Origin of the sequence: Candidatus Blochmanniella pennsylvanica str. BPEN, assembly GCF_000011745.1 — a bacterium.
GTDB lineage: Bacteria > Pseudomonadota > Gammaproteobacteria > Enterobacterales > Enterobacteriaceae > Blochmanniella > Blochmanniella pennsylvanica.
In genome coordinates this window covers 416,763-437,764 of sequence record NC_007292.1, presented here as the reverse complement: position 1 = coordinate 437,764, position 21,002 = coordinate 416,763, and the positions used below count along the sequence as shown (strand labels likewise).

Annotated in this window: 18 protein-coding genes; 5 read left to right on the top strand and 13 right to left on the bottom strand. The window is 28.2% G+C overall.

The genetic code is table 11. From position 1 onward, the window contains the following. Positions 1-8 precede the first annotated feature (8 nt). The 11 genes from sufA to prfA all read right to left on the bottom strand — a co-directional run bounded on the left by sufA (position 9) and on the right by prfA (position 13,798). Complete coding sequence (gene sufA, locus BPEN_RS01815; RefSeq protein ID WP_011282903.1) at positions 9-389, bottom strand: Fe-S cluster assembly scaffold SufA; 381 nt, start codon at positions 387-389, stop codon at positions 9-11. A gap of 483 nt (positions 390-872) precedes the next feature. After that, positions 873-1,892, bottom strand: coding sequence for a lipoate--protein ligase (locus BPEN_RS01810; RefSeq protein ID WP_011282902.1), 1,020 nt, complete (start codon positions 1,890-1,892; stop codon positions 873-875). Positions 1,893-2,477: 585 nt separating this feature from the next. Beyond that, a complete protein-coding gene (gene pheT, locus BPEN_RS01805) occupies positions 2,478-4,871 on the bottom strand; it encodes a phenylalanine--tRNA ligase subunit beta (protein ID WP_011282901.1) in 2,394 nt (797 codons plus the stop codon). 13 nt (positions 4,872-4,884) lie between these two features. Continuing rightward, the gene (pheS, locus tag BPEN_RS01800) at positions 4,885-5,880 is read right to left on the bottom strand and encodes a phenylalanine--tRNA ligase subunit alpha (RefSeq protein ID WP_011282900.1); all 996 of its coding nucleotides are present in this window, start codon (positions 5,878-5,880) and stop codon (positions 4,885-4,887) included. 184 nt (positions 5,881-6,064) lie between these two features. Further along, on the bottom strand, positions 6,065-6,427 hold the full coding sequence (rplT, locus tag BPEN_RS01795; RefSeq protein WP_011282899.1) for a 50S ribosomal protein L20: 363 nt from the start codon (positions 6,425-6,427) through the stop codon (positions 6,065-6,067). Between the two features lie 73 nt (positions 6,428-6,500). Then, on the bottom strand, positions 6,501-6,698 hold the full coding sequence (gene rpmI, locus BPEN_RS01790) for a 50S ribosomal protein L35 (protein ID WP_011282898.1): 198 nt from the start codon (positions 6,696-6,698) through the stop codon (positions 6,501-6,503). Positions 6,699-6,760: 62 nt separating this feature from the next. Further along, positions 6,761-7,300, bottom strand: coding sequence for a translation initiation factor IF-3 (gene infC / locus BPEN_RS03290; RefSeq protein ID WP_011282897.1), 540 nt, complete (start codon positions 7,298-7,300; stop codon positions 6,761-6,763). A 6-nt stretch (positions 7,301-7,306) separates the two neighbouring features. Then, on the bottom strand, positions 7,307-8,533 hold the full coding sequence (thrS, locus tag BPEN_RS01780; RefSeq protein ID WP_011282896.1) for a threonine--tRNA ligase: 1,227 nt from the start codon (positions 8,531-8,533) through the stop codon (positions 7,307-7,309). 2,186 nt (positions 8,534-10,719) lie between these two features. After that, positions 10,720-11,553, bottom strand: a complete 834-nt coding sequence (gene kdsA / locus BPEN_RS01775; protein WP_011282895.1) for a 3-deoxy-8-phosphooctulonate synthase — start codon at positions 11,551-11,553, stop codon at positions 10,720-10,722. A gap of 326 nt (positions 11,554-11,879) precedes the next feature. Continuing rightward, positions 11,880-12,716, bottom strand: coding sequence for a peptide chain release factor N(5)-glutamine methyltransferase (gene prmC, locus BPEN_RS01770; protein WP_011282894.1), 837 nt, complete (start codon positions 12,714-12,716; stop codon positions 11,880-11,882). Then, positions 12,716-13,798: a peptide chain release factor 1 gene (gene prfA, locus BPEN_RS01765; RefSeq protein ID WP_011282893.1), complete on the bottom strand. Its 1,083-nt coding sequence runs from the start codon at positions 13,796-13,798 to the stop codon at positions 12,716-12,718. The genes prmC and prfA overlap by 1 nt, the downstream gene beginning before the upstream one ends. A 679-nt stretch (positions 13,799-14,477) precedes the next feature. Here prfA and lolB point away from each other — a divergent pair. The 5 genes from lolB (at position 14,478) to ychF (ending at position 19,011) form a co-directional block, all read left to right on the top strand. Continuing rightward, positions 14,478-15,095 carry a lipoprotein insertase outer membrane protein LolB gene (gene lolB, locus BPEN_RS01760; protein ID WP_011282892.1) on the top strand — a complete coding sequence of 206 codons (618 nt, stop codon included), beginning with the start codon at positions 14,478-14,480 and terminating at the stop codon, positions 15,093-15,095. Then, on the top strand, positions 15,092-15,979 hold the full coding sequence (gene ispE / locus BPEN_RS01755; protein WP_011282891.1) for a 4-(cytidine 5'-diphospho)-2-C-methyl-D-erythritol kinase: 888 nt from the start codon (positions 15,092-15,094) through the stop codon (positions 15,977-15,979). Before lolB ends, ispE begins: the two co-directional genes overlap by 4 nt. 73 nt (positions 15,980-16,052) lie before the next feature. Next, entirely contained in the window at positions 16,053-17,003 is a 951-nt protein-coding gene (locus BPEN_RS01750; RefSeq protein WP_187145667.1) for a ribose-phosphate pyrophosphokinase, read from the top strand. Between the two features lie 244 nt (positions 17,004-17,247). After that, positions 17,248-17,841, top strand: a complete 594-nt coding sequence (pth, locus tag BPEN_RS01745; protein ID WP_011282889.1) for an aminoacyl-tRNA hydrolase — start codon at positions 17,248-17,250, stop codon at positions 17,839-17,841. A 93-nt stretch (positions 17,842-17,934) separates the two neighbouring features. Further along, positions 17,935-19,011, top strand: a complete 1,077-nt coding sequence (gene ychF, locus BPEN_RS01740) for a redox-regulated ATPase YchF (protein WP_011282888.1) — start codon at positions 17,935-17,937, stop codon at positions 19,009-19,011. Between the two features lie 109 nt (positions 19,012-19,120). Here ychF and BPEN_RS01735 read toward each other — a convergent pair whose 3' ends face one another. Together BPEN_RS01735 and gpmA are read right to left on the bottom strand one after the other, a co-directional pair. Next, the gene (locus BPEN_RS01735; protein ID WP_011282887.1) at positions 19,121-19,831 is read right to left on the bottom strand and encodes a Bax inhibitor-1/YccA family protein; all 711 of its coding nucleotides are present in this window, start codon (positions 19,829-19,831) and stop codon (positions 19,121-19,123) included. A gap of 188 nt (positions 19,832-20,019) precedes the next feature. Beyond that, positions 20,020-20,718: a 2,3-diphosphoglycerate-dependent phosphoglycerate mutase gene (gpmA, locus tag BPEN_RS01730; RefSeq protein ID WP_011282886.1), complete on the bottom strand. Its 699-nt coding sequence runs from the start codon at positions 20,716-20,718 to the stop codon at positions 20,020-20,022. Positions 20,719-21,002: the final 284 nt, after the last annotated feature.

Here is a 21,002-nt window from a genome sequence, read left to right as displayed (position 1 = left end):
ACCTGTTTTTAAATGCTAAAACTTTCACCGCATCCACAGGAATGTTGAGCCTGAGGATTATTAAATTTAAACATATGATTTAATCCTTCTCGCACATAATCTAATTCGGTTCCATCGATAAATGGCATGGCATACAATGGCACGAATAATTTAGCGCCGTTGTGTTCATACATTAGGATATTATCATCTAGTGATATAACTTTATCCATGAGATATGTAAATCCTGCACATCCTGATTTTTTTATGGTTACTTTTAATCCTAATATATTAGGGTCTTTATTTTTTAAGTGAAGAATTTGTTGCGCTGCCGCATCAGTTAGTGTTAGACCATTCCAAGAAACATGTTTTGTAGATATGTAGTGTATATTTTTTGTGATATCATTTTTCATGATAAATTCCTTTAAATTTGTTATGAAACATTTTATCATAGTAAATGCTCAATTGTTTTGATTGTATAAATATTTATAAAAGTATAAAATGTGTACGCCAGGATATGATCCTACATATCTAATTATGTTAGAAGTTATAGTTTATCATCATATATTAATTTTTATAAATTCGCATGCATATATAATGCTTATTAAAATTTAGTGTAGTATCTATTTTAATAATAGTGCATTAAAGACAGTTTTTTATAGTATTCTTCTAAAATTGATTTGCCTTTTTTAAATGGTAAAATGTAACTCATTTAGAGATTCCTATCAATATAGTGTATTATAAAAGCACATATCATTGATTTGTTTTTTTAAATTAATCGAAAATATTTCATATGAATCTAGTTGTAATCAATATGCATAATTTACATGTATGTAATTATGTTAAAAATCTCAAAAATTAATAAAAATTAGGGCCCAGTAAAAGCTAACAGTGAATTAGGATATTGTTTTGATTAACCAATGAGAAACCTCTGATAATTCTTTTTTGTATTGAGGCCAGCTTTGCATCCATTCTTTACAGCAACATAGGATACTTTTATTGTTATAAGGGATACCTACTAATTTTTTTGCTAATATTTCTAAAGGACTCGGGTCTAAACTGTCAGTGAAAATGTGGCTACGATGAATGATTCCACGTTCTATGTCGCAATGTAACGTTACACTGCCCCAATCAAAACGGGTATCCAATTGATGCGTAAATGCAGGAGCGCTGCCAAAATTCCAGTTCCAGTCACTTTGTTTGTTGAATTGTTTAAAAAATTCTGGAATTTTGCAGAAATTATCTGTAGATAATATTTCTGGTTTTACTTTCATTCCATAATGTTGGAAAAATGCTTCTGTTAATCCTAGACATACTTCTTGGTGATTAATACCAGGTTTTAATTCATTTAAATTAGCAACTCTTGATCGAATAGAGGTAATCCCTTTAGTCTCTAGTTTTTTAAAATCTGGATTAAGATAATAATCAAGTTTATCAATGTCAACGTGTAAAAGTAATGTGCCGTGATGAAATTTACGTCCAGATGTTTCACGATATGCAGATCCGCTAATTTTACGATGTTCTCCATTTTCTGTACGTATGACAATGTCATTTCGTCCAGAAATGATAGCCTTAATCCCAATATAACTCAATCCATTCAAAACTATATTAGAGGATATGCTTTTATCATAATGCTCTTGAGTAGAAATAAAAGTAAAACAAGTGTTGCCTAAATCATGAAACACAGCGCCGCCTCCGCTATTTCTTCTAGCTAATTTAATTCCATCTCGTTCCATACGGCGAGTATTACATTCTTTCCATGCATTTTGAGCACGTCCTATAACTACTGTATTTTGATTTCTCCACAAAAACAGTATAGATTGCTTTTTAGGTATATTTTTATAAATATATTCTTCAAGTGACAAATTAAACCAGGGATCGTAAGAGTCAGATAATAATAACCGCAAAGAACACATAGTTCCTCCTTTTTCGATATTTAATATCGAAAGGTAAATCTTATATGTAAAATATAATTATATTATCATTAATAATAATCATTTTTTAATTATTTTTTATTAAAAATATTAGTATTGGAAGCAAATTTTTATATATTTTTTAATTTAAAATTATATATAATTAGTACAAATAGCTTCATTAATGGCAATGAATATAATTTTCTTTATTATTTTATATATTATTGCAATAATATATTTTCATTTCTCATTGTGATAGAGAAATTATATATATGTACAATCTTTAAACATTTTAATCTTTAGATAAGTTTGAGATTTTATTCAATGAATTTTAAAAAAAAGATGCGGGCATTTTTTATTTTTTAAATAATTAATTGTTATATAATTATATATGGTGTTTATTCTTCATATGTATGCTTACTATGTGGGTATATGAGTTTTTATTTTTGAAAGATTAAGCAATTACAAGAATTAAAGAGCATGCATATATAGATGATTATTTATTTACAACTTATTTATTGACCATTCTTTTTAGAATAATATGAAATAGGGTTTAAAAAAATAATGATAATAACAATACGAGTATCATCATCGCAAAGTTCCGTGGAAACGTTTTTTCAAAATTATCGAACATTTGTTAACAATATCAGAAATTTCTTCTTCTTTTAAAGTATGGGTTTTACTTTGAAAAAATAATCTAATGGTAAAACTTTTAAAACCTTTTGCAATGTTTTGACCTGTGTAAACATCAGATAACTTGATGTCAATTAATTGATCTTCGTTAGCAATTTTTTTACATTCAATAATAACCGATTCTGAAGCCACTTTATTTGGTACTATTATAGAAATATCACGGAAATTTTTAGGAAATTTAGAAATGGTAGTAATTTTAGGTAATGTAAATTGAGAAATCATATTCCACGATAATTCGAAGACTAGTACCTGTGAACGTAAATTTAATTTCATTTGTATAGTAGGATGAATCATTCCAATATATCCAATACATATATTTTTCAAATAAATTGCTGCGCTTTGACCGGAATGTAATGCGGGATGTGTATATTTTTTAAATCTAATACAATGTAACTTATTAGTTATGTTTAACAACGCTTCTACATCTCCTTTTATATCGTAAAAATCTACTGGACATACTTTTGTCAGATCCCAGTGTTCATTAAATCTGAGTCCGGATCGTATACCAGCTATCATCAAATCTTGATTTACTTGATTTTCAGCATTTTTTTGTGGAATAAAACATATACCGCTTTCAAATAATTTCATTTGTTTTTGTTGTCTATTTTGATTATATATTACTGTTTTGATTAATCCAGACCATAAAGACAACCTCATAGTAGACATTTCTGAAGTAATTGGATTTTTTAAAATTAATGGTATTTTTTGTGGGTGTAATAATTTTTGAATATTATAATTTACGAAACTATATGTCATTATTTCTTGATAACCACGATCTATTAATAAATTTTTTATTCTTGATAACGGTATGGTTGATGCGTGGGATCGATCTGTTATGAAGTTTGTGCAAAGAGAAACACAAGGGATATTGTTATATCCATGAATACGTGTTATTTCTGCTATTAAATTTTCTTCTATAGAGATATCAAAACGCCAAGTTGGAGGGAGTATTTTCCAGATGTTGTCTGAAAATTCTGTTTGAAAACCAAGCCGTTTTAAAATATGTGTTATTTCTGAATCTAAGATATGAAATCCAATAATTTTGTCTAATTTAGTTCGATGTAATATAATATTGGTAGGTTTTGGCAACATACTTTTGTTAGTCATGTTTATTATTGGACCAGGATAACCACCGCAGCTTCTTATTAATAACGAGGTGACACGATCTAAAGCTAATTTAGATATACTTGGATCTACTCCTCGCGCATAATGAAAGGAATAAAGATCATGCATATGATATAATGTGGATTGACTCGCGATAACAGACGGAGTAAAAAAAGCAGATTGTAATATTATATGACGAGTTTCGGAACAAATAGAATATTTATTTGGAGTGATTGTTCCAGCAATTGATAATGGTTTTTTACAATCAGAGATGACTATTGTATTTGGCAATAGTTTTAAACTGTTATTATCAGATAATGTTAGAATTTCTCCGATTTTGGAAAAACGTATACGTATTATGTTACCGTCAATTTTTTTATAATCAAAAACATGAATTGGATGCCCCAGTTCTAATAATACATAGTTAACAATATCTATAACTATGTTAACTGAACAGATTCCGCAGCGACGTAATTTCTCTGCTATCCATAAGGGAGTGGGGGAAGTAATATGAATGTTTTTTAAAATTCTTCCAAAGAACTGCGGGCATGTATCCGGAACTTCAATAGAAATGGGAATAATATCATTAATTGTCGGAATAATTGATTCTATTTTTATTTTTTTTAATTTTAAATGATTTATAGCTGCTATTTCTCTAGAAATTCCGATTACACTAAGACAATCTCCTCTATTAGGAGTAATGTTGATTTCAATAATATTATCATTAAGACGTAAATAGTTATAAAAATTTTCTCCAATAGGCGCATTTATAGGTAATTCAATTATACCTACCGTGTGACTAGTGATTCCTAATGCTGAAAAAGTACATAATATTCCTTCTGATTGTTTACCTTGTATCGTTTTTAATTTGATTTTACGTCCATCTGGTAGCATTGCTCCTATTTGAGCAACAGCTACTCGAATATTTTTACGACAATTAGGAGCATTACAAACAATATTTAATAATTTATTATCCCCGTTATTGACTTTTGTTATCCATACATTATGTAAATTAGGATGCATTTTGCATTCTACAATTTCACCAATAACTACTCCATAGAAAATATTAGTAACAGGTTTTAATTCATTAACTTTAAATCCAGCCATGGTTAATTGATCAGCTAATTCAATGCTACTAATAGGTGGATTTATCCATTCGCGTATCCACATTTCACTAAATTTCATTTAAATCCTTATATTATTTAAATTGATCAAGAAATTGTAAATCATTTTTGAAAAAAACTCGTATATCGTCAATATTGTATTGTAGCATTGTTAATCGTTCTATTCCTATTCCAAAGGCAAATCCTGAAAATTTTTCTGTATCAATATCAACATGATGTAATATTTTGGGATGTACCATACCGCATCCTAAAAGTTCTAACCAATTTCCAGTTTCTTGTTTTTTCATTACATCTATTTCTGCCGATGGTTCTGTAAATGGAAAATAAGACGGTCTAAAACGCAAAATAATATCTGTTTCAAAAAAATTATACAAAAAATCATATAATATTTTTTTTAGATAACTGAAGTTAACATTAGAATCTACTATTAATCCTTCCATTTGATGAAACATAGGTGTATGATGTTGATCGTAATCTTTGCGATATACTCGTCCAAAAGAAATGATACGAATTGGGGGAGTTTTATTAATCATAGCACGTATTTGAACGCCGGAAGTGTGCGTACGAAGTAGGCGTTTTTCGTCAAACCAAAAGGTATCATGTTCATCTCTGGAAGGATGATACTTGGGAATGTTTAAGGCGTCGAAATTAAAATAATCATCTTCAATTTCTGGACCATGTATTACGGAGAAACCTAAAGTGTTAAAAAAAATCTTCATGCGTTTTATAGTGCTTGTTATTGGATGATGTGTCCCTATATCTGATAACCGTCCTGGTAAAGTAACATCTAATGTATCAGTGATCAGGGTATTTTTTATATTTTTTGATTGTAAAATATTTTTTCGTTCAATAAGTAATGTGTATATGTCTTCTTTAGCTTGATTAATAGCTGCTCCTAATTTAGGTTTAATATCTAATGAGGTATCATTAAGATTTTTAATATGTTGGTTTAGGTATCCTTTTTTACCTAAAAATTTAATACGTATTGCTTCCAATGCATCCATATTATTAGATTGCATTATATTTGATTTTGCTAGTATAACTAATTTTTTTACCGGATCTAATGACATAAATATCCTCGTGTCACTATATTCATATAGTGCTGTCTTGATTAATTTAATATATATAATTAATAATTGTATGATATGTCAATTTGACTAACTGTGTTAATTATTAAATATTATTAATACGAGTTTTTTGTATTATCATTATGAGTTTAATATTTCATGAACATGTATTTTTGATTGAGTAGATTTATGTATGTTCACAATTAATCTTTGCTTTATCGATTAAAGCAGAGAAAGTCTCTCTATCAAAAATAGCTATATCAGCAAGCATTTTTCTGTTAATACACACATTACATTTTTGTAATCCATTTATTAAATGATTATAAGACATACCATATTTACGCGATGCGGCGTTGATGCGGTTAATCCACAATCGACGAAATAAACGTTTCTTCTGACGACGATCGCGATACGAATATTGTCCAGATTTTATAACTGATTGATAGGCAACACGATAAGTACGTGATCTTGCGCCATAGTAACCTGCTGCTTGTTTTAAAATTTTTTTATGGCGAGCACGGGCTACTACACTATTTTTTACGCGTGTCATATGTACTGCTCTCCTAATAATGTAAGCGATGGCATATATTGAAGTTTGCCCTAATCATTAAAACAGCATTAATCTATATATATGGTAAATACTTCATAATTGTAGTTAAATAAATTTTAGGAAGTATAGATTTTTGACGTAAATGACGTTTATGTTTTGTAGATTTCTTTGTTAAAATATGTCGCATATTGGCATGTTTATACTTATATTTCCCTAAAGCTGTTATTTTAAATCGTTTACTAGCTGCTTGAAGTGTTTTAATTTTAGGCATAAATTAACCCCTATAATTTTTCATTATATGCGTTGACGCTGATGTATAGATAATGTGAATTATTATTTCTTTTTTGGCGCTAAAATCATAGTCATTTGGCGCCCTTCAATTTTATTAGAAAAAAATTCTACTGTTGTTAATTCATGCAATTCGTGACGTATTCGGTATAATATTTTTGCTCCAAGTTGGTGGTGCACCAATTCCCCTCCTCTAAAACGTAAGGTGATTTTGACTTTATCTCCTTCATTAAGGAATTTAATTAAATTACGCAATTTGACTTGATAATCTCCTTCATCAGTACTTGGTCTAAATTTTATTTCTTTGACGTGAATCACCTTTTGTTTTTTCTTTTGTTCTTTTGTAGATTTGTTCTTTTCGTATAAAAATTTACCGTAGTTCATAATTCTACACACAGGTGGATCGGAATTAGGGCTAACTTCAACTAAATCAAGACCGATGTCTTCGGATTGCTTCAGCGCTTCATGTAAACTGACTACACCAATTTGTTTTCCGTCTACTCCGGTTAGTCGGACTTTTACAGCACTAATTTCTCTGTTAATACGATTTAGTCGTATTGATTGTATTTTTTTTGCGAATTTAATAATATGTTATTCCTCCATTTGATAAAGACTGTAACTGTTAATTTCACAAAGTAATTTTTTTATAAATATATCAATATTACAGTTTTTTAATGTTTGACCTCGATATGTACGTATAGCTACTGTATTTTGATTCATTTCTTTATTTCCGCAAATCAACATATAAGGTATGCGTTGCAAGGTATAATAACGAATTTTAAATCCTATTTTCTCATTTCTCAAGTCTACTTTCGTTCTTATTTTTTTATTTATTAGCTTTTTTTCTATAACAGAAACATATTCAGATTGTTGATCAGTGACATTCATGAGCACAACCTGTGTCGGGGCTAACCACGTCGGGAAAAATCCTGCGTATTCTTCTGTTATTAAACCAATAAATCGTTCCATGGAACCAAGAATTGCTCTGTGAATCATTACGGGGACTACGCGACTATTATGACGATCAATATACCGTGCGTTTAATAGATTTGGTAAAGAAAAATCCAATTGTATTGTACCACATTGCCAAGTTCTATCTAAAGAATCAAGTAAAGCAAATTCTATTTTAGGACCATAAAATGCACCATCATTAGGTTGATATTGAAATGAGATATTATTATGCTGAAGTACAGTAGATAAATGTTGTTCTGCCGTATCCCATATCGAATCTGTACCAATTCGCTTTGCAGGACGAGTAGATAATTTTACCAAAATCGTTTTAAAACCGAATGTATTATATATATCATACATCATTTTGATACAGTGGTTTAATTCGTCGAATATTTGTGTTTTTGTACAAAAAATATGACCATCATCTTGGGTAAATTCGCGTGTTCTCATGAGTCCATGTAAAGACCCAGATGGTTCGTTTCTATGACAATTTCCAAATTCAGCTATACGATAAGGCAAATCTTTATAAGACTTAATACCTTGATTAAAAATTTGAATATGTCCTGGGCAATTCATCGGTTTAATACAATATTCATGACTTTCTGAAGAAGTAGTAAATATATGTTCATGATAATTATCCCAATGGCCTGTTTTTTTCCATAATGTATGATTAATCATGGTAGGACTTTTCACTTCTTGATATTTATATTCTTTAAGTTGCGTTCTTATAATTTTTTTTAATTCTTGTAATAAAATCCATCCATTTTGATGCCAAAATACCATACCGGGAGCATCTTTTTGTGTATGGTATAAGTGTAGTTGTTTCGCAAGGTTGCGATGATCATTTTTTTTAGGTACTTGTGACATATTTTTGTGAGTTATACATTATTTATTTTTTGTTCTGTAGAGACTACAAGTATGTGCAATTTTTAATTTTACTGTTTTTAATCCAGTAAAACTTAGAAATTTTAGATAATTTAAAATTATGATAAAATTAATGTTGAGTATGTAGTCCATGATATATATTTATATATTTTTCATGATAATATAACCTGGTATGTTCAATAGGGTAAATATTTTTTCATTTATAATTGATATTTTATATATTTTCAGCAAATGATAGATAAAGTTTATTTAGTTTTCCTGCAGATAACGTTGGTTATAATATTTGTATTTTTATTAACAATCATTAGCTGTGTTTCCTATAATTACTAGGTTATCTTGAACAAGACAATAATAGAGAGATCTATGTCATAATAAAATCCTATGTTTGTTATTGGACTGAATACTATTTGGTCTGCATTATAACAGACTAATTTTTTCACTGCGTGTTCTAATAAATATGCGCAAGAAAGCAATTACATGTCATCTTACATCATAGTCTGTATAATAAACATAAACCTAATGTTTAAATTATGATGTATTAATTCGACAATATCAATAAACTTAACCATTGTCTGCTTAAATAAATGTTTTTTTACGCAAATTTAAATACGTATCTCGATAAACTCATAAAAGAGATACAATATAATTATATTGATTTTTCGTTTCGTAAAGTTACAAAAAAAATTTATGATTCATTCATACTATAAATATTTCATATAGTCATTTGTTATAATAGGATTGAATGCTTTAAGTTTATTTTTAATTTTCATTGGATGCTATATCCATTATGTAGAAATATTAAATATATCATTTATATATTCAATTATTATCCCTATAAATTACATTATAGGGATAATAATTTATTTTGAAGAAAATAATAAAGTACTTGTAAAGATTTTAAATTTATTGGATACACATGAAATGTTTTCTTCACGTAGTAACGCTTATTTCATTCTATCATAATATTATTGTGCGTGAAGAACATAAAATACTAAAAACTATGTTGAATTTAACTGATGTTTTTTTAAACTGTTAATAACAATATTAATTTTTAATTAATAAATATATATTTTATAAGAAGTGTACGGAGGTTCATTTTTAGAAGTTGATTCTTTTTTTGTGTTTTACCAAATGCGGAACTTATGATTAGTAGTGCCTGTCATCTTTTGGTTTAATCATTATGTTTGTAATAAATTGATAAGTCTTTTTATCTTGATTTTATGAAGATTATGATTTTTTAAAATAAATAATAATTTATTAATTAATTTTTCAATACATTTAATCCTTAAAATCAAGTTAATTCTGTATTAAAATTTTTTATTAATATGTATTAAAAAATATAATAAATATAATTTAATTTAAGTCTATTTAAAATAAAACACCCCAGAATTTTTTAAAAAATGTTTATAGACAACTAATATATATATATCTATTTTTTATTTACTATATAAAGACACAAGGCACCATTGTTATAGTCTTTAATATACTGTATCGCGTTGTATTTTTGTTTAAATAATCATATTTCATCATTATAATTCTTGATGTATTCAATGATATAATATTTGCAACATTATTGATATGGGTTTTTGTAAAAAACACACTAATCATAACAAGTCGTTATTATACTTGATACAGATATAATCTGTCAACATTTGTCATTAATGTAATAATATTGATGAATATTAATAAAAATTTAAAATCTATATAATAATAATAAAATTTATAAATGATAATAAAAATGATGGATATCCAACAAAGTTTAGAAAATCAATAAGTATCATTTTTTTATGATTTTTGAGTTAATATTATATTATAAGTTATTTCGGATCATATTCTTATTTGTTATTGATACTGAGCTCAGTAAAACTTAATTGTTAAAATATTAAATGTTTGATTTATCTATACTGAATTTATGATATTTTTTTACTATAATTAGTATATATTGTGTTATTGAATTTATATATTTATATTTTAAGTAAAAATTTTTTAAACAGATATCATCATGATTATAGTGATTTTAAAAGTTGTAAACATTCCTAATTGCATGAAAAATAAAATGAATTCAAGATATTTATATGAAATATAAAAAATTCAGGTTTTTTAAAAAAATGATTTTCAATCAGAAAATTTTTTATTATTAATTTAAAATTTTAGTCTAGTGTAAGATTTTAAAAAGATTTGACTAGTTCATCAATAGATTTTATTTGTGTTAAAAAATTTTCTAATTGATTTAAAGGTAATGCAGAAGATCCATCACATTTAGCACGATGAGGATTAGGGTGCGCCTCAAGAAATAATCCGGCTATGCCTACTGCTGTGCTGGCTCTAGCCATATCATAAATTTGTCTGTTTCTTCCTCCAGAAATAGGACTTAATGGATTACGTTTTTGCAAAGCATGCGTGACATCTACTATTATTGGACAACCTTTGGAAACGTGATTCATTACGTTGAATCCTAGCATATCCACTACCAAGTTATCATAACCAAATACAGTGCCTCGTTCACATAAAATAATGTTTTTATTGCTAAATGAGCGACATTTCTTAACAATATGTATGATTTGTGTAGGACTCATATATTGTGGTTTTTTTATATTAATTGGCATACCAGTCTGCGCAATGGATGCAATTAAATCAGTTTGACGAGCTAAAAACGCAGGAATCTGTAGTACGTCTACTACTTCCGATACAGTTTTTACTTGGTAAATTTCATGTACATCAGTCATAAGTTTAACTCCAAATATTTCCTGTAATTCTTGAAATAAACGCAACCCTTCTTCTAATCCTGGTCCACGATATGAGTCAATTGATGAACGATTTGCTTTGTCGAAAGATGCTTTGAATATATGAGGTATATTGAGTTTATGAGTTATTTTTGCATAATGTTCGCAAACTTTCATGGTTATGTCTCGTGACTCCAAAACATTCATTCCTCCAAATAATACGAACGGTAAATTGTTGGATACTTTTATGTCAGAGATATTGACTATTAATTGTTGCATGCATATACATCCAATATTTTTAATTTTAATATTATAAAACTGTAAATTTATTAGTAATAGCTTTAATATTTATTAAAGACAACCATAGTGTATCAGTTACGTAATGATCATTAATTACCTATAATTTAATCAAGTAAATCCATTATAATATTAAATATTAGTTAAATTTAATACTTATACAACAAAAAAATATGATTTATATAAATATCTTGTTTTTACGGTCATTCAAGTTGTAATGTTTATTGGTTTTTAATTTATTTATTTAACTTACATTATTCTGTCAATTAAATATTGTACTATTTATTTGCGTTTATTAATATAATATTTTAATGGGATTTCCATTTTCCGTATGTTACGCGTTCATAATGATGATAATCACGTATTGTATGGATATGAGTAAATCCAAATTTAAAAAATAACGCGCGCATATAATTTCCTTGATTCCATCCATGTTCCAACACCAGCCATCCATTCTGACGCAAATGTTGAGTGGAATATTTGCAAATTACTGTTAAATCTTCTAAACCTTTTTGTTTTGATACTAATGCATTTTTAGGTTCAAAAATCATATCTCTGAATTGTAAACATGAATCATTTTTATCGATATATGGTGGATTGCTAACAATGAGATTAAATTTTTTATTTCTTAGATATTTAAACCAATCTCCATATATAAATTTTACATTTTTAAAATTAAGTAACAGCTTATTTTTATGAGCAAGAAATAATGCTTTTTTTTGACAGTCTATTCCTGTAATATTCCAGTTTGGTCGTTCTGATGCAAGAGCTAAAGCTATAGTACCTACTCCGGTCCCTAAGTCTAAAACATTTAAATGAGATACCTTTAATAAATCGAATACATGCTTTACTAAGCATTCAGTATCTGGTCTAGGAATGAATGTACCTGGCGAAACTTTAAGATCTAAGGACCAAAATTCCTTTGAACCAACGAGATAAGCTATAGGCTCTCCTTTTTTTCTTCGATAGATTAAAGATTTTAACTGGATAATAGTGTCATATTCTAATAATGATTCTCCAAATGCTAACAATTGAGCGCGAGATTTTTTGGTAACCTGACCTAAAATAATCTCTGCATCTCTTTTTGGGCTGATGGATTTTTTTAGTTTTAAATTGGCCCAATGTAACCATTGATCCCATGTCATTATTCTAATTCTAATAATTTATTAAGTTGATCGGATTGATGTTGATGAATGATGGGTTGTATCAAGAGATCTAATTCTCCGTTCATTATTTCATTTAATTTATATGATGTAAAAGAAATACGATGATCAGTAATTCGGCCTTGTTGAAAATTATATGTACGAATTCGATCAGATCGATCCCCAGTACCTAGTAAGTTACGTCGGGTGCAAGATACTTCTTGTTGTCGACGTTTCATTTCGATAGCATGTAATCGCGAACCAAGTACTGATAATGCTTTGGCTTTATTTTTATGTTGTGAGCGTTCGTCTTGGCATTCCACAACCAATCCACTTGGTACATGGGTAATACGGATTGCTGAATCGGTAGTATTTACATGTTGTCCTCCTGCACCTGATGACCGAAAGGTATCGATTCTTAAATCATGAGGATCAATACTAGGCAATTCGATATCTGGTATCTCTGGAATTACAGCGATTGTGCAAGTGGAAGTATGAATGCGACCTTGAGATTCAGTATGCGGTATTCTTTGAACGCGGTGTCCTCCAGATTCGAATTTTAAGAGACTATATGCACCTCTATAAGGAATTTTAGCAATAATTTCTTTATAACCACCGCATTCTCCATAAGTAGCATTGATAATTTCCATTTTCCATCGACGAACCTCTGAATAACGAACATACATTCGAAATAATTCTCCCGTAAAAATTGCTGCTTCTTTTCCTCCAGTGCCAGCCCGTAGTTCAATAAAACAACCTAGCTTATCATTAGAATCAGTGGGTAATAGTAGTATTTTTAAGTTTTTTTCAATATTATTCCGATTTAAATAGAATGTTTTTAGCTCATCTTGAGCAATATCATGCATATCTACATCTTCAAGCAATTTTTTTGTATTAATTATTTCTTGTTTTATATCCAACCAACGTTCAAAACAAACAACTATTTCAGATAGTCGAGCGTGTTCCTTAGCTAATGTACAAAAATGTTTTTTGTCATCAATAGCATTGGGTTTACTGAGTAATTTTTCTAATACATTAAAACGTTCCTGTAAAGCTATTAGTTTATTGACAATGATAGAATTCATATATCTTTATCTTAAGGAGAGGTGGATTTTTGTTTAGATAAAAATGGATAACATCAATAATTATCAATATAATTTAAATATATATTGTATATATGAAGATATTATTGATCTTTTTTATATACCATTAATTATATTTAAACCACATTTACACGTGAATATTAATAGAATTATACACGTCTTTTTACAAATAATATTAAAGTATCAACATACCAGAATGGTATCATATATTTTTTATTTATAAAATAATTTAATTTTTATTTTTTAAAACATATATACCTCGTGAGTAATGAATATTTATTATTAAATAGATTTTTAACAGTCATTAAGTATTGTATTTGTGTATATAATTAAGATTATCAAAACAGTGTTTAAATTTTTTATTAATTTAAATGATACCTAATTATTATGATTATTTATTTAATAAAAGTAATATATATATATGAATATATGAATGAATAGTGAAAATTAAAGTATTGGGATTCAAAGAATTAAATAGAAACAATTATGTGTTTTTGTTTAAAAATATTAAATAACAAATTTAATAAATATTTAGATAATTCAAAACATTATTTCTTTTGATTAGCAGATAGATGATTACATTTAAGATGTGAATTTTAATATGAATAAAATAAATAAAATTTATTTTTTAGAAGATAGTTTTTTAAATTTTAATATTTAAATGTGTCAACATAGGTGTTTTAGAGTGTTTGGTATAGTGATGTTGATCTGTGTTTCCTGCGTTTATCATCATAATTTTGGTTTGTATGAAGATAAATTGGTATATATGTGGAATAATCATAAGAAATCAATATCCCGGATATTTTATTATCAAACACAAGGTACTATTATTTATTCAGTTAATCACCAAAAGAAGATGCATTTTAGGTTTATTTGGATTCATAATAATGATAATAATTATTGCATGAAATTATTTAATATTTTAGGATTAACTATAATTTCTATATCTGTAGAAAATGGAGTTGTTTGTATTTTAAATGGTATAATTTATCAAAATAATGATTTTAAAAATGAAATACAAAAATGGATTGTGGATTTCAACTATTTTTTAAAACAATTACAACAATGGATACTTGGATTACCTGGTAGTAATGCAGAATATAATCTGAATGCTATAGGCTGCTTATCTCATGTAAATTGTTGCTATGGCAATAAAAATATATCTATATATTATCGTCATTACTATACTAATAGTATACCAATTTTGCCTAAAGTCTTGGATGCGCATTATGATCAACATCATATTAAGCTAATAATTAATAATTGGAATGTACGATGAATTATCAATGGCCCTCTCCAGGAAAACTTAATTTATTTTTATACGTAACTGGATGTCGTGCAGACGGTTACCATTACTTACAGACATTGTTTCAGTTGATTGAGTATGGCGATACGATCAAAATATTTGTAACAAATAATGGTAGAATTAGATTATTTACTATTATGAATGATTTGGTATGTCGTGATAATTTAATTATACGAGCGGCAAAATTATTGCAATATTATTGTTGGCCAAATAAAAAGCCGGTATTCGGTGCAGATATTTTTCTTGATAAAATATTGCCTATCGGATCTGGTTTAGGAGGCGCTTCTTCTAATGCGGCAACTGTATTGATGGTACTTAATCAACAATGGCGATGTTATTTGAACAAACACGTTTTAATGCATTTAGGTTTGATGCTAGGAGCTGATGTGCCATTTTTTCTGTATGGACGTTCAGCATTTGCTGAAGGTATTGGAAATATATTAATACCGGTTTTTGTTCCTAAAAAATGGTACCTCATTCTCATTCCACCGGTTCGAATTAGTACTTTCTGGGGTTTTCAAATGTATGAATTAGAGAATCATTGTTATTCTCCATTTCGTTCGATGAGAGAGTTATTGTCTGTTTCATTTCATAATGATTTCGAAGAAATTATAAAAAAAATATCTCCTGAAATAAAAATTTTTTTTGCGTGTTTGTCGCAATTCGCATTAGCACGACTAACAGGAACAGGGTCTTGTATTTTTGCTGAATTTAAGACTGAACAACTTGCTTATCAAGTTCAAAGTTACTTGCCATCATGGGTCAGCAGTATTATAACACGCGGAATAAATCTATCTCCATTGCATCAAAAATTATTAAAATGTACCGCATATAGTAGTATAATTTTTTTATCTTAATAAATGTCTTACTATCATCGTCATTATTAATTATATAAATACTTAATAGTATTAGCAAATATAAAATTAAGAGATGCTTCTAAATATGAAACTGTTTACTGGAAATGCTATTCCAGAATTAGCCCAGCGTATTGCTAATAGATTATACATTAATCTCGGTAAAGCTTCTGTTGGTCGTTTTAGTGATGGAGAAGTAAGTGTTCAAATTAATGAAAACGTGCGCGGTGGAGATGTGTTTATTATTCAATCGACTTGTGCTCCAACAAATGATAATTTAATGGAATTAATTGTTATGGTTGATGCATTAAAACGCGCGTCAGCCGCTAGAATTACCGCTGTAATTCCTTATTTTGGATACGCTCGTCAAGATCGAAGAGTGCGATCTGCTAGAGTACCTATTACTTCTAGAGTTGTAGCAAATTTTTTATCTAGTGTGGGAGTGGATCGAATTTTAACGGTAGATTTACATGCTGAACAAATACAAGGATTTTTTGATGTGCCAGTAGATAATGTTTTCGGGAGTCCAATCTTATTGGAAGATATGACGCAACAGAATTTTAATAATCCTATTATAGTATCCCCAGATATTGGAGGGGTAGTACGTGCTCGTGCTATTGCAAAATTACTTAACGATACTGATATGGCAATTATAGACAAACGAAGGTCTCGCGCTAATATTTCTCAAGTTATGCATATTATTGGGGATATATGTAATCGTGATTGTATATTGGTAGATGACATGATTGATACGGGGGGAACATTGTGTAAAGCCGCAGATGTTTTGAAAGAAAGAGGAGCGCGCCGTGTATTTGCGTACACTACCCACCCAATTTTTTCTGGAGATGCTTATGAGAATATTCAAAATTCTATGATAGATGAAATTATTGTTTGTGACACTATTCCATTAAAACCAAAAATAAAATCTTTATCTAACGTACGTGTGTTAACCTTATCTGGTATGCTTGCTGAAACAATTCGGCGTATTAGCAATGAGGAATCAATTTCTGCTATGTTTGATCATTAATAAGATTATGTTGTATATATAAAAATATTAATTTATGTAAATATTGTATTTTTCTTCATGTTAATTGTTTTATTATCATTTTAATGATAGAAGATCTAGTATTATACTAAAATATATATCATGAAAATATCAAACGATTTTTAATATATGTATATGTGTTCAAGTAAAAATATATTTTTATAACATAAATATTGGGATTAATTAAATTTTAAATTTATAAAATTGTGTAGTGGTGTATATAATAATGACTATTAAGCTTATTGCTGGATTAGGAAATTCTGAAACGAGTTATTTTAATACCAGACATAATTTTGGTGCCAGATATGTTAAATCTTTAGCAACAAGATATAAAGTAATACTAAGTAAAAATACTATATTATGTGGATATGTTGGGAGGTTAAAATTAGCAACTAATATTGTGCATTTATTAATACCAGATTCGAATATGAACAATAATGGACTTTCAATATCTAAATGTGTTGATTTTTATCAATTATGTCCACAGGAAATATTGATTGCACATGATGATCTTGATCTACCGCCTGGCGTAATGCGTATTAAATTAGGTAAAAACATTAATAATAGTCATCGTGGCGTCAAGGATGTTATCGTTAAACTTCATAATAAATATGATTTTTATCGTTTACGTATTGGGATAGGTCATCCTGGTAACAAAAGTAAAGTCATTGGTTTTGTGTTAAATAAACCAACTATTTATGAGAAATATAAGATTAACCGTGTAATTAATGAAGCAATACTACATACTGAAAGTATAGTTAATAAAAAATTTATTGAAGTTATGAATCAACTACATTCCTATAATCCTGATTTTTTATAGAAATGTTGATTTAAAAATGTTTAATTTTAATTATAAAAATATTGGTTGCAACAATGGATTTTAATATTTATTTTTTGATTGTTAAAAAAATTTATGCAAATTGATTGTGGTATTATCGGATTACCGAATGTGGGTAAATCTACTGTATTTAGCGTATTGACTAATGCACCTGTTAAAATATCTAACTTCCCTTTTTGTACTATTCATCCCAATATATCTGTGGTTCGGATACCTGATCCGCGTGTATATCAATTAGCAGGTATTGTTGCGTCACGTGAAACAGTACATGGTAAGATTAAATTTGTAGATATTGCCGGTTTAATAAAAGGGGCTGCTCAAGGTATTGGTCTAGGTAGCAAAATTTTAAATCATATTCAAACAACAAAAGTATTGTGTCATGTGGTACGTTGTTTTGATGATAATCAAACTGTTCATGTTTTTAATAATATAGATCCCTGTAGAGATGCGGACATTGTTAATACCGAACTTATATTATTTGATATTTCTCAGTGCGAAAAAAGTATTTGTTCTTTACAAAAAAAACATAAACTTATTAACGAAAATATTGAACAACAGCTATTCGTATTGAAAAAATGTTTGGATTATTTATATGATGGAGTTCTTTTAAGGAAGGTACATTTTTCTAATATAGAAAGAACGAATATTGAAAAATTTAATTTTTTAACTAACAAACCAATTATTTATTTTGCTAATATTGATGAAAAATCTGTTACGAATAATACTTATTTAAATAAATTGCACGCATTTGCATTTAATAATAGTATACCATTGATCTCATGTTGTGCAATGTTATCTTCATCAAAAAATAGAGATGATCGTTTTAAAACAGCTATGAAACAGCAAAAAGATATATTGTGTGATATAGTTAGTGTTATTTTTTCTGTGTTAAATTTACGTACTTTTTTTACTATTAATTCACATATGACACGTGCTTGGATATATGTAGTCGGGATGACTGCATTAGAAGCAGCTAAAAAAGTACATAGTGATTTTAAAAAGGGTTTTATTCGTGTTCAAATTATTAAGTTCGATGATTTTATTTTTTATCGTGGGGAATTAGGTGCAAAGAAAGCTGGTAAGATATGTTATGCAGGTAAAGATTATTGTGTAAAGGATGGGGATATATTGAAGTTTTTATTTCAAATTTAGTGTATTTATTATCTTAAAAATTTTTGGGGTAGTTAACAACAATAGCCCGGTCTATTGTTTCTATAGAAACAATAGACCGGGCTATTGTTGTTATATGCGGCTATTATTATTAACGGCGATTTCCAAAGATACGAACTATCATTAAAAATAAGTTAATGAAATCTAAATATAAAGTTAATGCTCCTATAATCGAGTATTTACGAAATTGATCTTGATTGTCTATAGATAAAGATGCTCCTATAGATTTGAGTTTTTGAGTATCATACGCAGTTAACCCGACGAATATAATAACGCCAATATATGTAATGAGCCACATTAAAGCTGTATTTTTTAACCATAAATTAACCATTGAGGCTAGTACTATACCAATTAGCGCCATAAATAATAAATTACCAAAACTGCTTAAATCTCGTTTAGTAGTATACCCATATAATGTCATTGCTCCGAACATACCTGACGTCACGACAAACGCGCTAGATATGGATGACGTAGTATACAGTATAAATACACTGGATAAGGTTAAACCTGTTAACATTGAATATAACATAAATAAGGTAGTTGCTAAAGAACCACTTAATCGTGTTACCATACCAGAAAGAACAAATACTAATGCTAGTTGACCAATAATCAGGCTAAAAAATATTATTTGATTGGAAAATAATAATTGAAGTATTGCCGGAGTTCGAGAAGCGTACCAAGCAACAAAGGCTGTCAACAATAACCCGCAAGACATCCACCCAAATACTTGCAAGATATATGGCTGTATTGCGTTATTGACCTGTTCTGACGCTGTATTTTGAAAACGGGGAAATTGATCCATACTTATCACCTTCAAAAATGATTGAAATAAAAAATTTATGTGCATTATATCGCAAGCAAATCATGTGATCAACAAAATGTTTCATAACATCATTTTAAAAATGAATGTGAAGTTCAAATGAATATTAAATAATCGTATATATTACTTTATCAAAAGTAATAACTGAAAATAAATTATTATTTAAATAATTATTTTAAATAATAATGTTGAACAGTATTTGCTTTTTTGTCAAATTCATATATTAGCGGAACACCTGTTGGCACATTAATTTGAAATATTTCTGATTCATTTAAGTGATTGAGAAACTTTATTATAGCGCGTATAGAATTTCCATGGGCAACGATAATAATTGTTTGACCTTTTTTGATATGAGGTATTATGGATTGGTTCCAATAAGGGATTACTCTTTTTAAGGTTAGTTCTAAACTTTCACTACTAGGTAATTCATCAGTACTGATGTTAGCATAACGATTGTCATTTGTTGCAATAAACTGATTATTTCCACCACAAATATTTGGAGGAATAACATTGAAACTACGACGCCATTTTTGAATTGTTTTGTATCCATATTCTTTTATGGCTTCATCTTTATTTAATCCTTGCAGTGCCCCATAATGACGTTCATTGAGTCGCCAAGATTTTTCTATTGGTAGCCATGCTTGATCTAATTGATCTAATATGATCCATAAAGTATGAATTGCTCGTTTTAATACTGAAGTATATCCATAATTAAAAAAAAATCCATTTTTTTTTAATATTCTACCAGCGCATTGCGCTTCAGAACGTCCTTTTTCTGATAAGTCTACATCAACCCATCCAGTGAATCTATTTTCTTTGTTCCATTGACTTTCTCCGTGTCTTATTAAAACTAATTTAGTTATATGCATAATTTGTTCTCTTATTTTTTTTGTTTACGAACATGTGAAGTGATTATATACTGCTTGTTTTAGATTGGCTATTTTAATTGTATGATGCGTAATATCGAAATAAACTTAAATTTTTAATACGTGCATATACGAATAATATTTCGTACTCTAATGCAGTTTAAAAGTGATAATTTTTATGAATTAAACAAAAAATTAAAATAGGTTTGTAGTCCCATACTGAAATACGGTCACATACAGTATGATTTTTTATTTATATTTAATTACATTGTTATAAAACGAATAAA

Excerpts from the sequence above, each read along its gene's own strand:
- sufA (WP_011282903.1), bottom strand. The coding sequence starts at position 389 with ATGAAAAATGATATCACAAAAAATATACACTACATATCTACAAAACAT.
- BPEN_RS01810 (WP_011282902.1), bottom strand. The coding sequence starts at position 1,892 with ATGTGTTCTTTGCGGTTATTATTATCTGACTCTTACGATCCCTGGTTT.
- pheT (WP_011282901.1), bottom strand. The coding sequence starts at position 4,871 with ATGAAATTTAGTGAAATGTGGATACGCGAATGGATAAATCCACCTATT.
- pheS (WP_011282900.1), bottom strand. The coding sequence starts at position 5,880 with ATGTCATTAGATCCGGTAAAAAAATTAGTTATACTAGCAAAATCAAAT.
- rplT (WP_011282899.1), bottom strand. The coding sequence starts at position 6,427 with ATGACACGCGTAAAAAATAGTGTAGTAGCCCGTGCTCGCCATAAAAAA.
- rpmI (WP_011282898.1), bottom strand. The coding sequence starts at position 6,698 with ATGCCTAAAATTAAAACACTTCAAGCAGCTAGTAAACGATTTAAAATA.
- thrS (WP_011282896.1), bottom strand. The coding sequence starts at position 8,533 with ATGTCACAAGTACCTAAAAAAAATGATCATCGCAACCTTGCGAAACAA.
- kdsA (WP_011282895.1), bottom strand. The coding sequence starts at position 11,553 with ATGCAACAATTAATAGTCAATATCTCTGACATAAAAGTATCCAACAAT.
- prmC (WP_011282894.1), bottom strand. The coding sequence starts at position 12,716 with ATGACATGGGATCAATGGTTACATTGGGCCAATTTAAAACTAAAAAAA.
- prfA (WP_011282893.1), bottom strand. The coding sequence starts at position 13,798 with ATGAATTCTATCATTGTCAATAAACTAATAGCTTTACAGGAACGTTTT.
- lolB (WP_011282892.1), top strand. The coding sequence starts at position 14,478 with ATGTGTCAACATAGGTGTTTTAGAGTGTTTGGTATAGTGATGTTGATC.
- ispE (WP_011282891.1), top strand. The coding sequence starts at position 15,092 with ATGAATTATCAATGGCCCTCTCCAGGAAAACTTAATTTATTTTTATAC.
- BPEN_RS01750 (WP_187145667.1), top strand. The coding sequence starts at position 16,053 with ATGCTTCTAAATATGAAACTGTTTACTGGAAATGCTATTCCAGAATTA.
- pth (WP_011282889.1), top strand. The coding sequence starts at position 17,248 with ATGACTATTAAGCTTATTGCTGGATTAGGAAATTCTGAAACGAGTTAT.
- ychF (WP_011282888.1), top strand. The coding sequence starts at position 17,935 with ATGCAAATTGATTGTGGTATTATCGGATTACCGAATGTGGGTAAATCT.
- BPEN_RS01735 (WP_011282887.1), bottom strand. The coding sequence starts at position 19,831 with ATGGATCAATTTCCCCGTTTTCAAAATACAGCGTCAGAACAGGTCAAT.
- gpmA (WP_011282886.1), bottom strand. The coding sequence starts at position 20,718 with ATGCATATAACTAAATTAGTTTTAATAAGACACGGAGAAAGTCAATGG.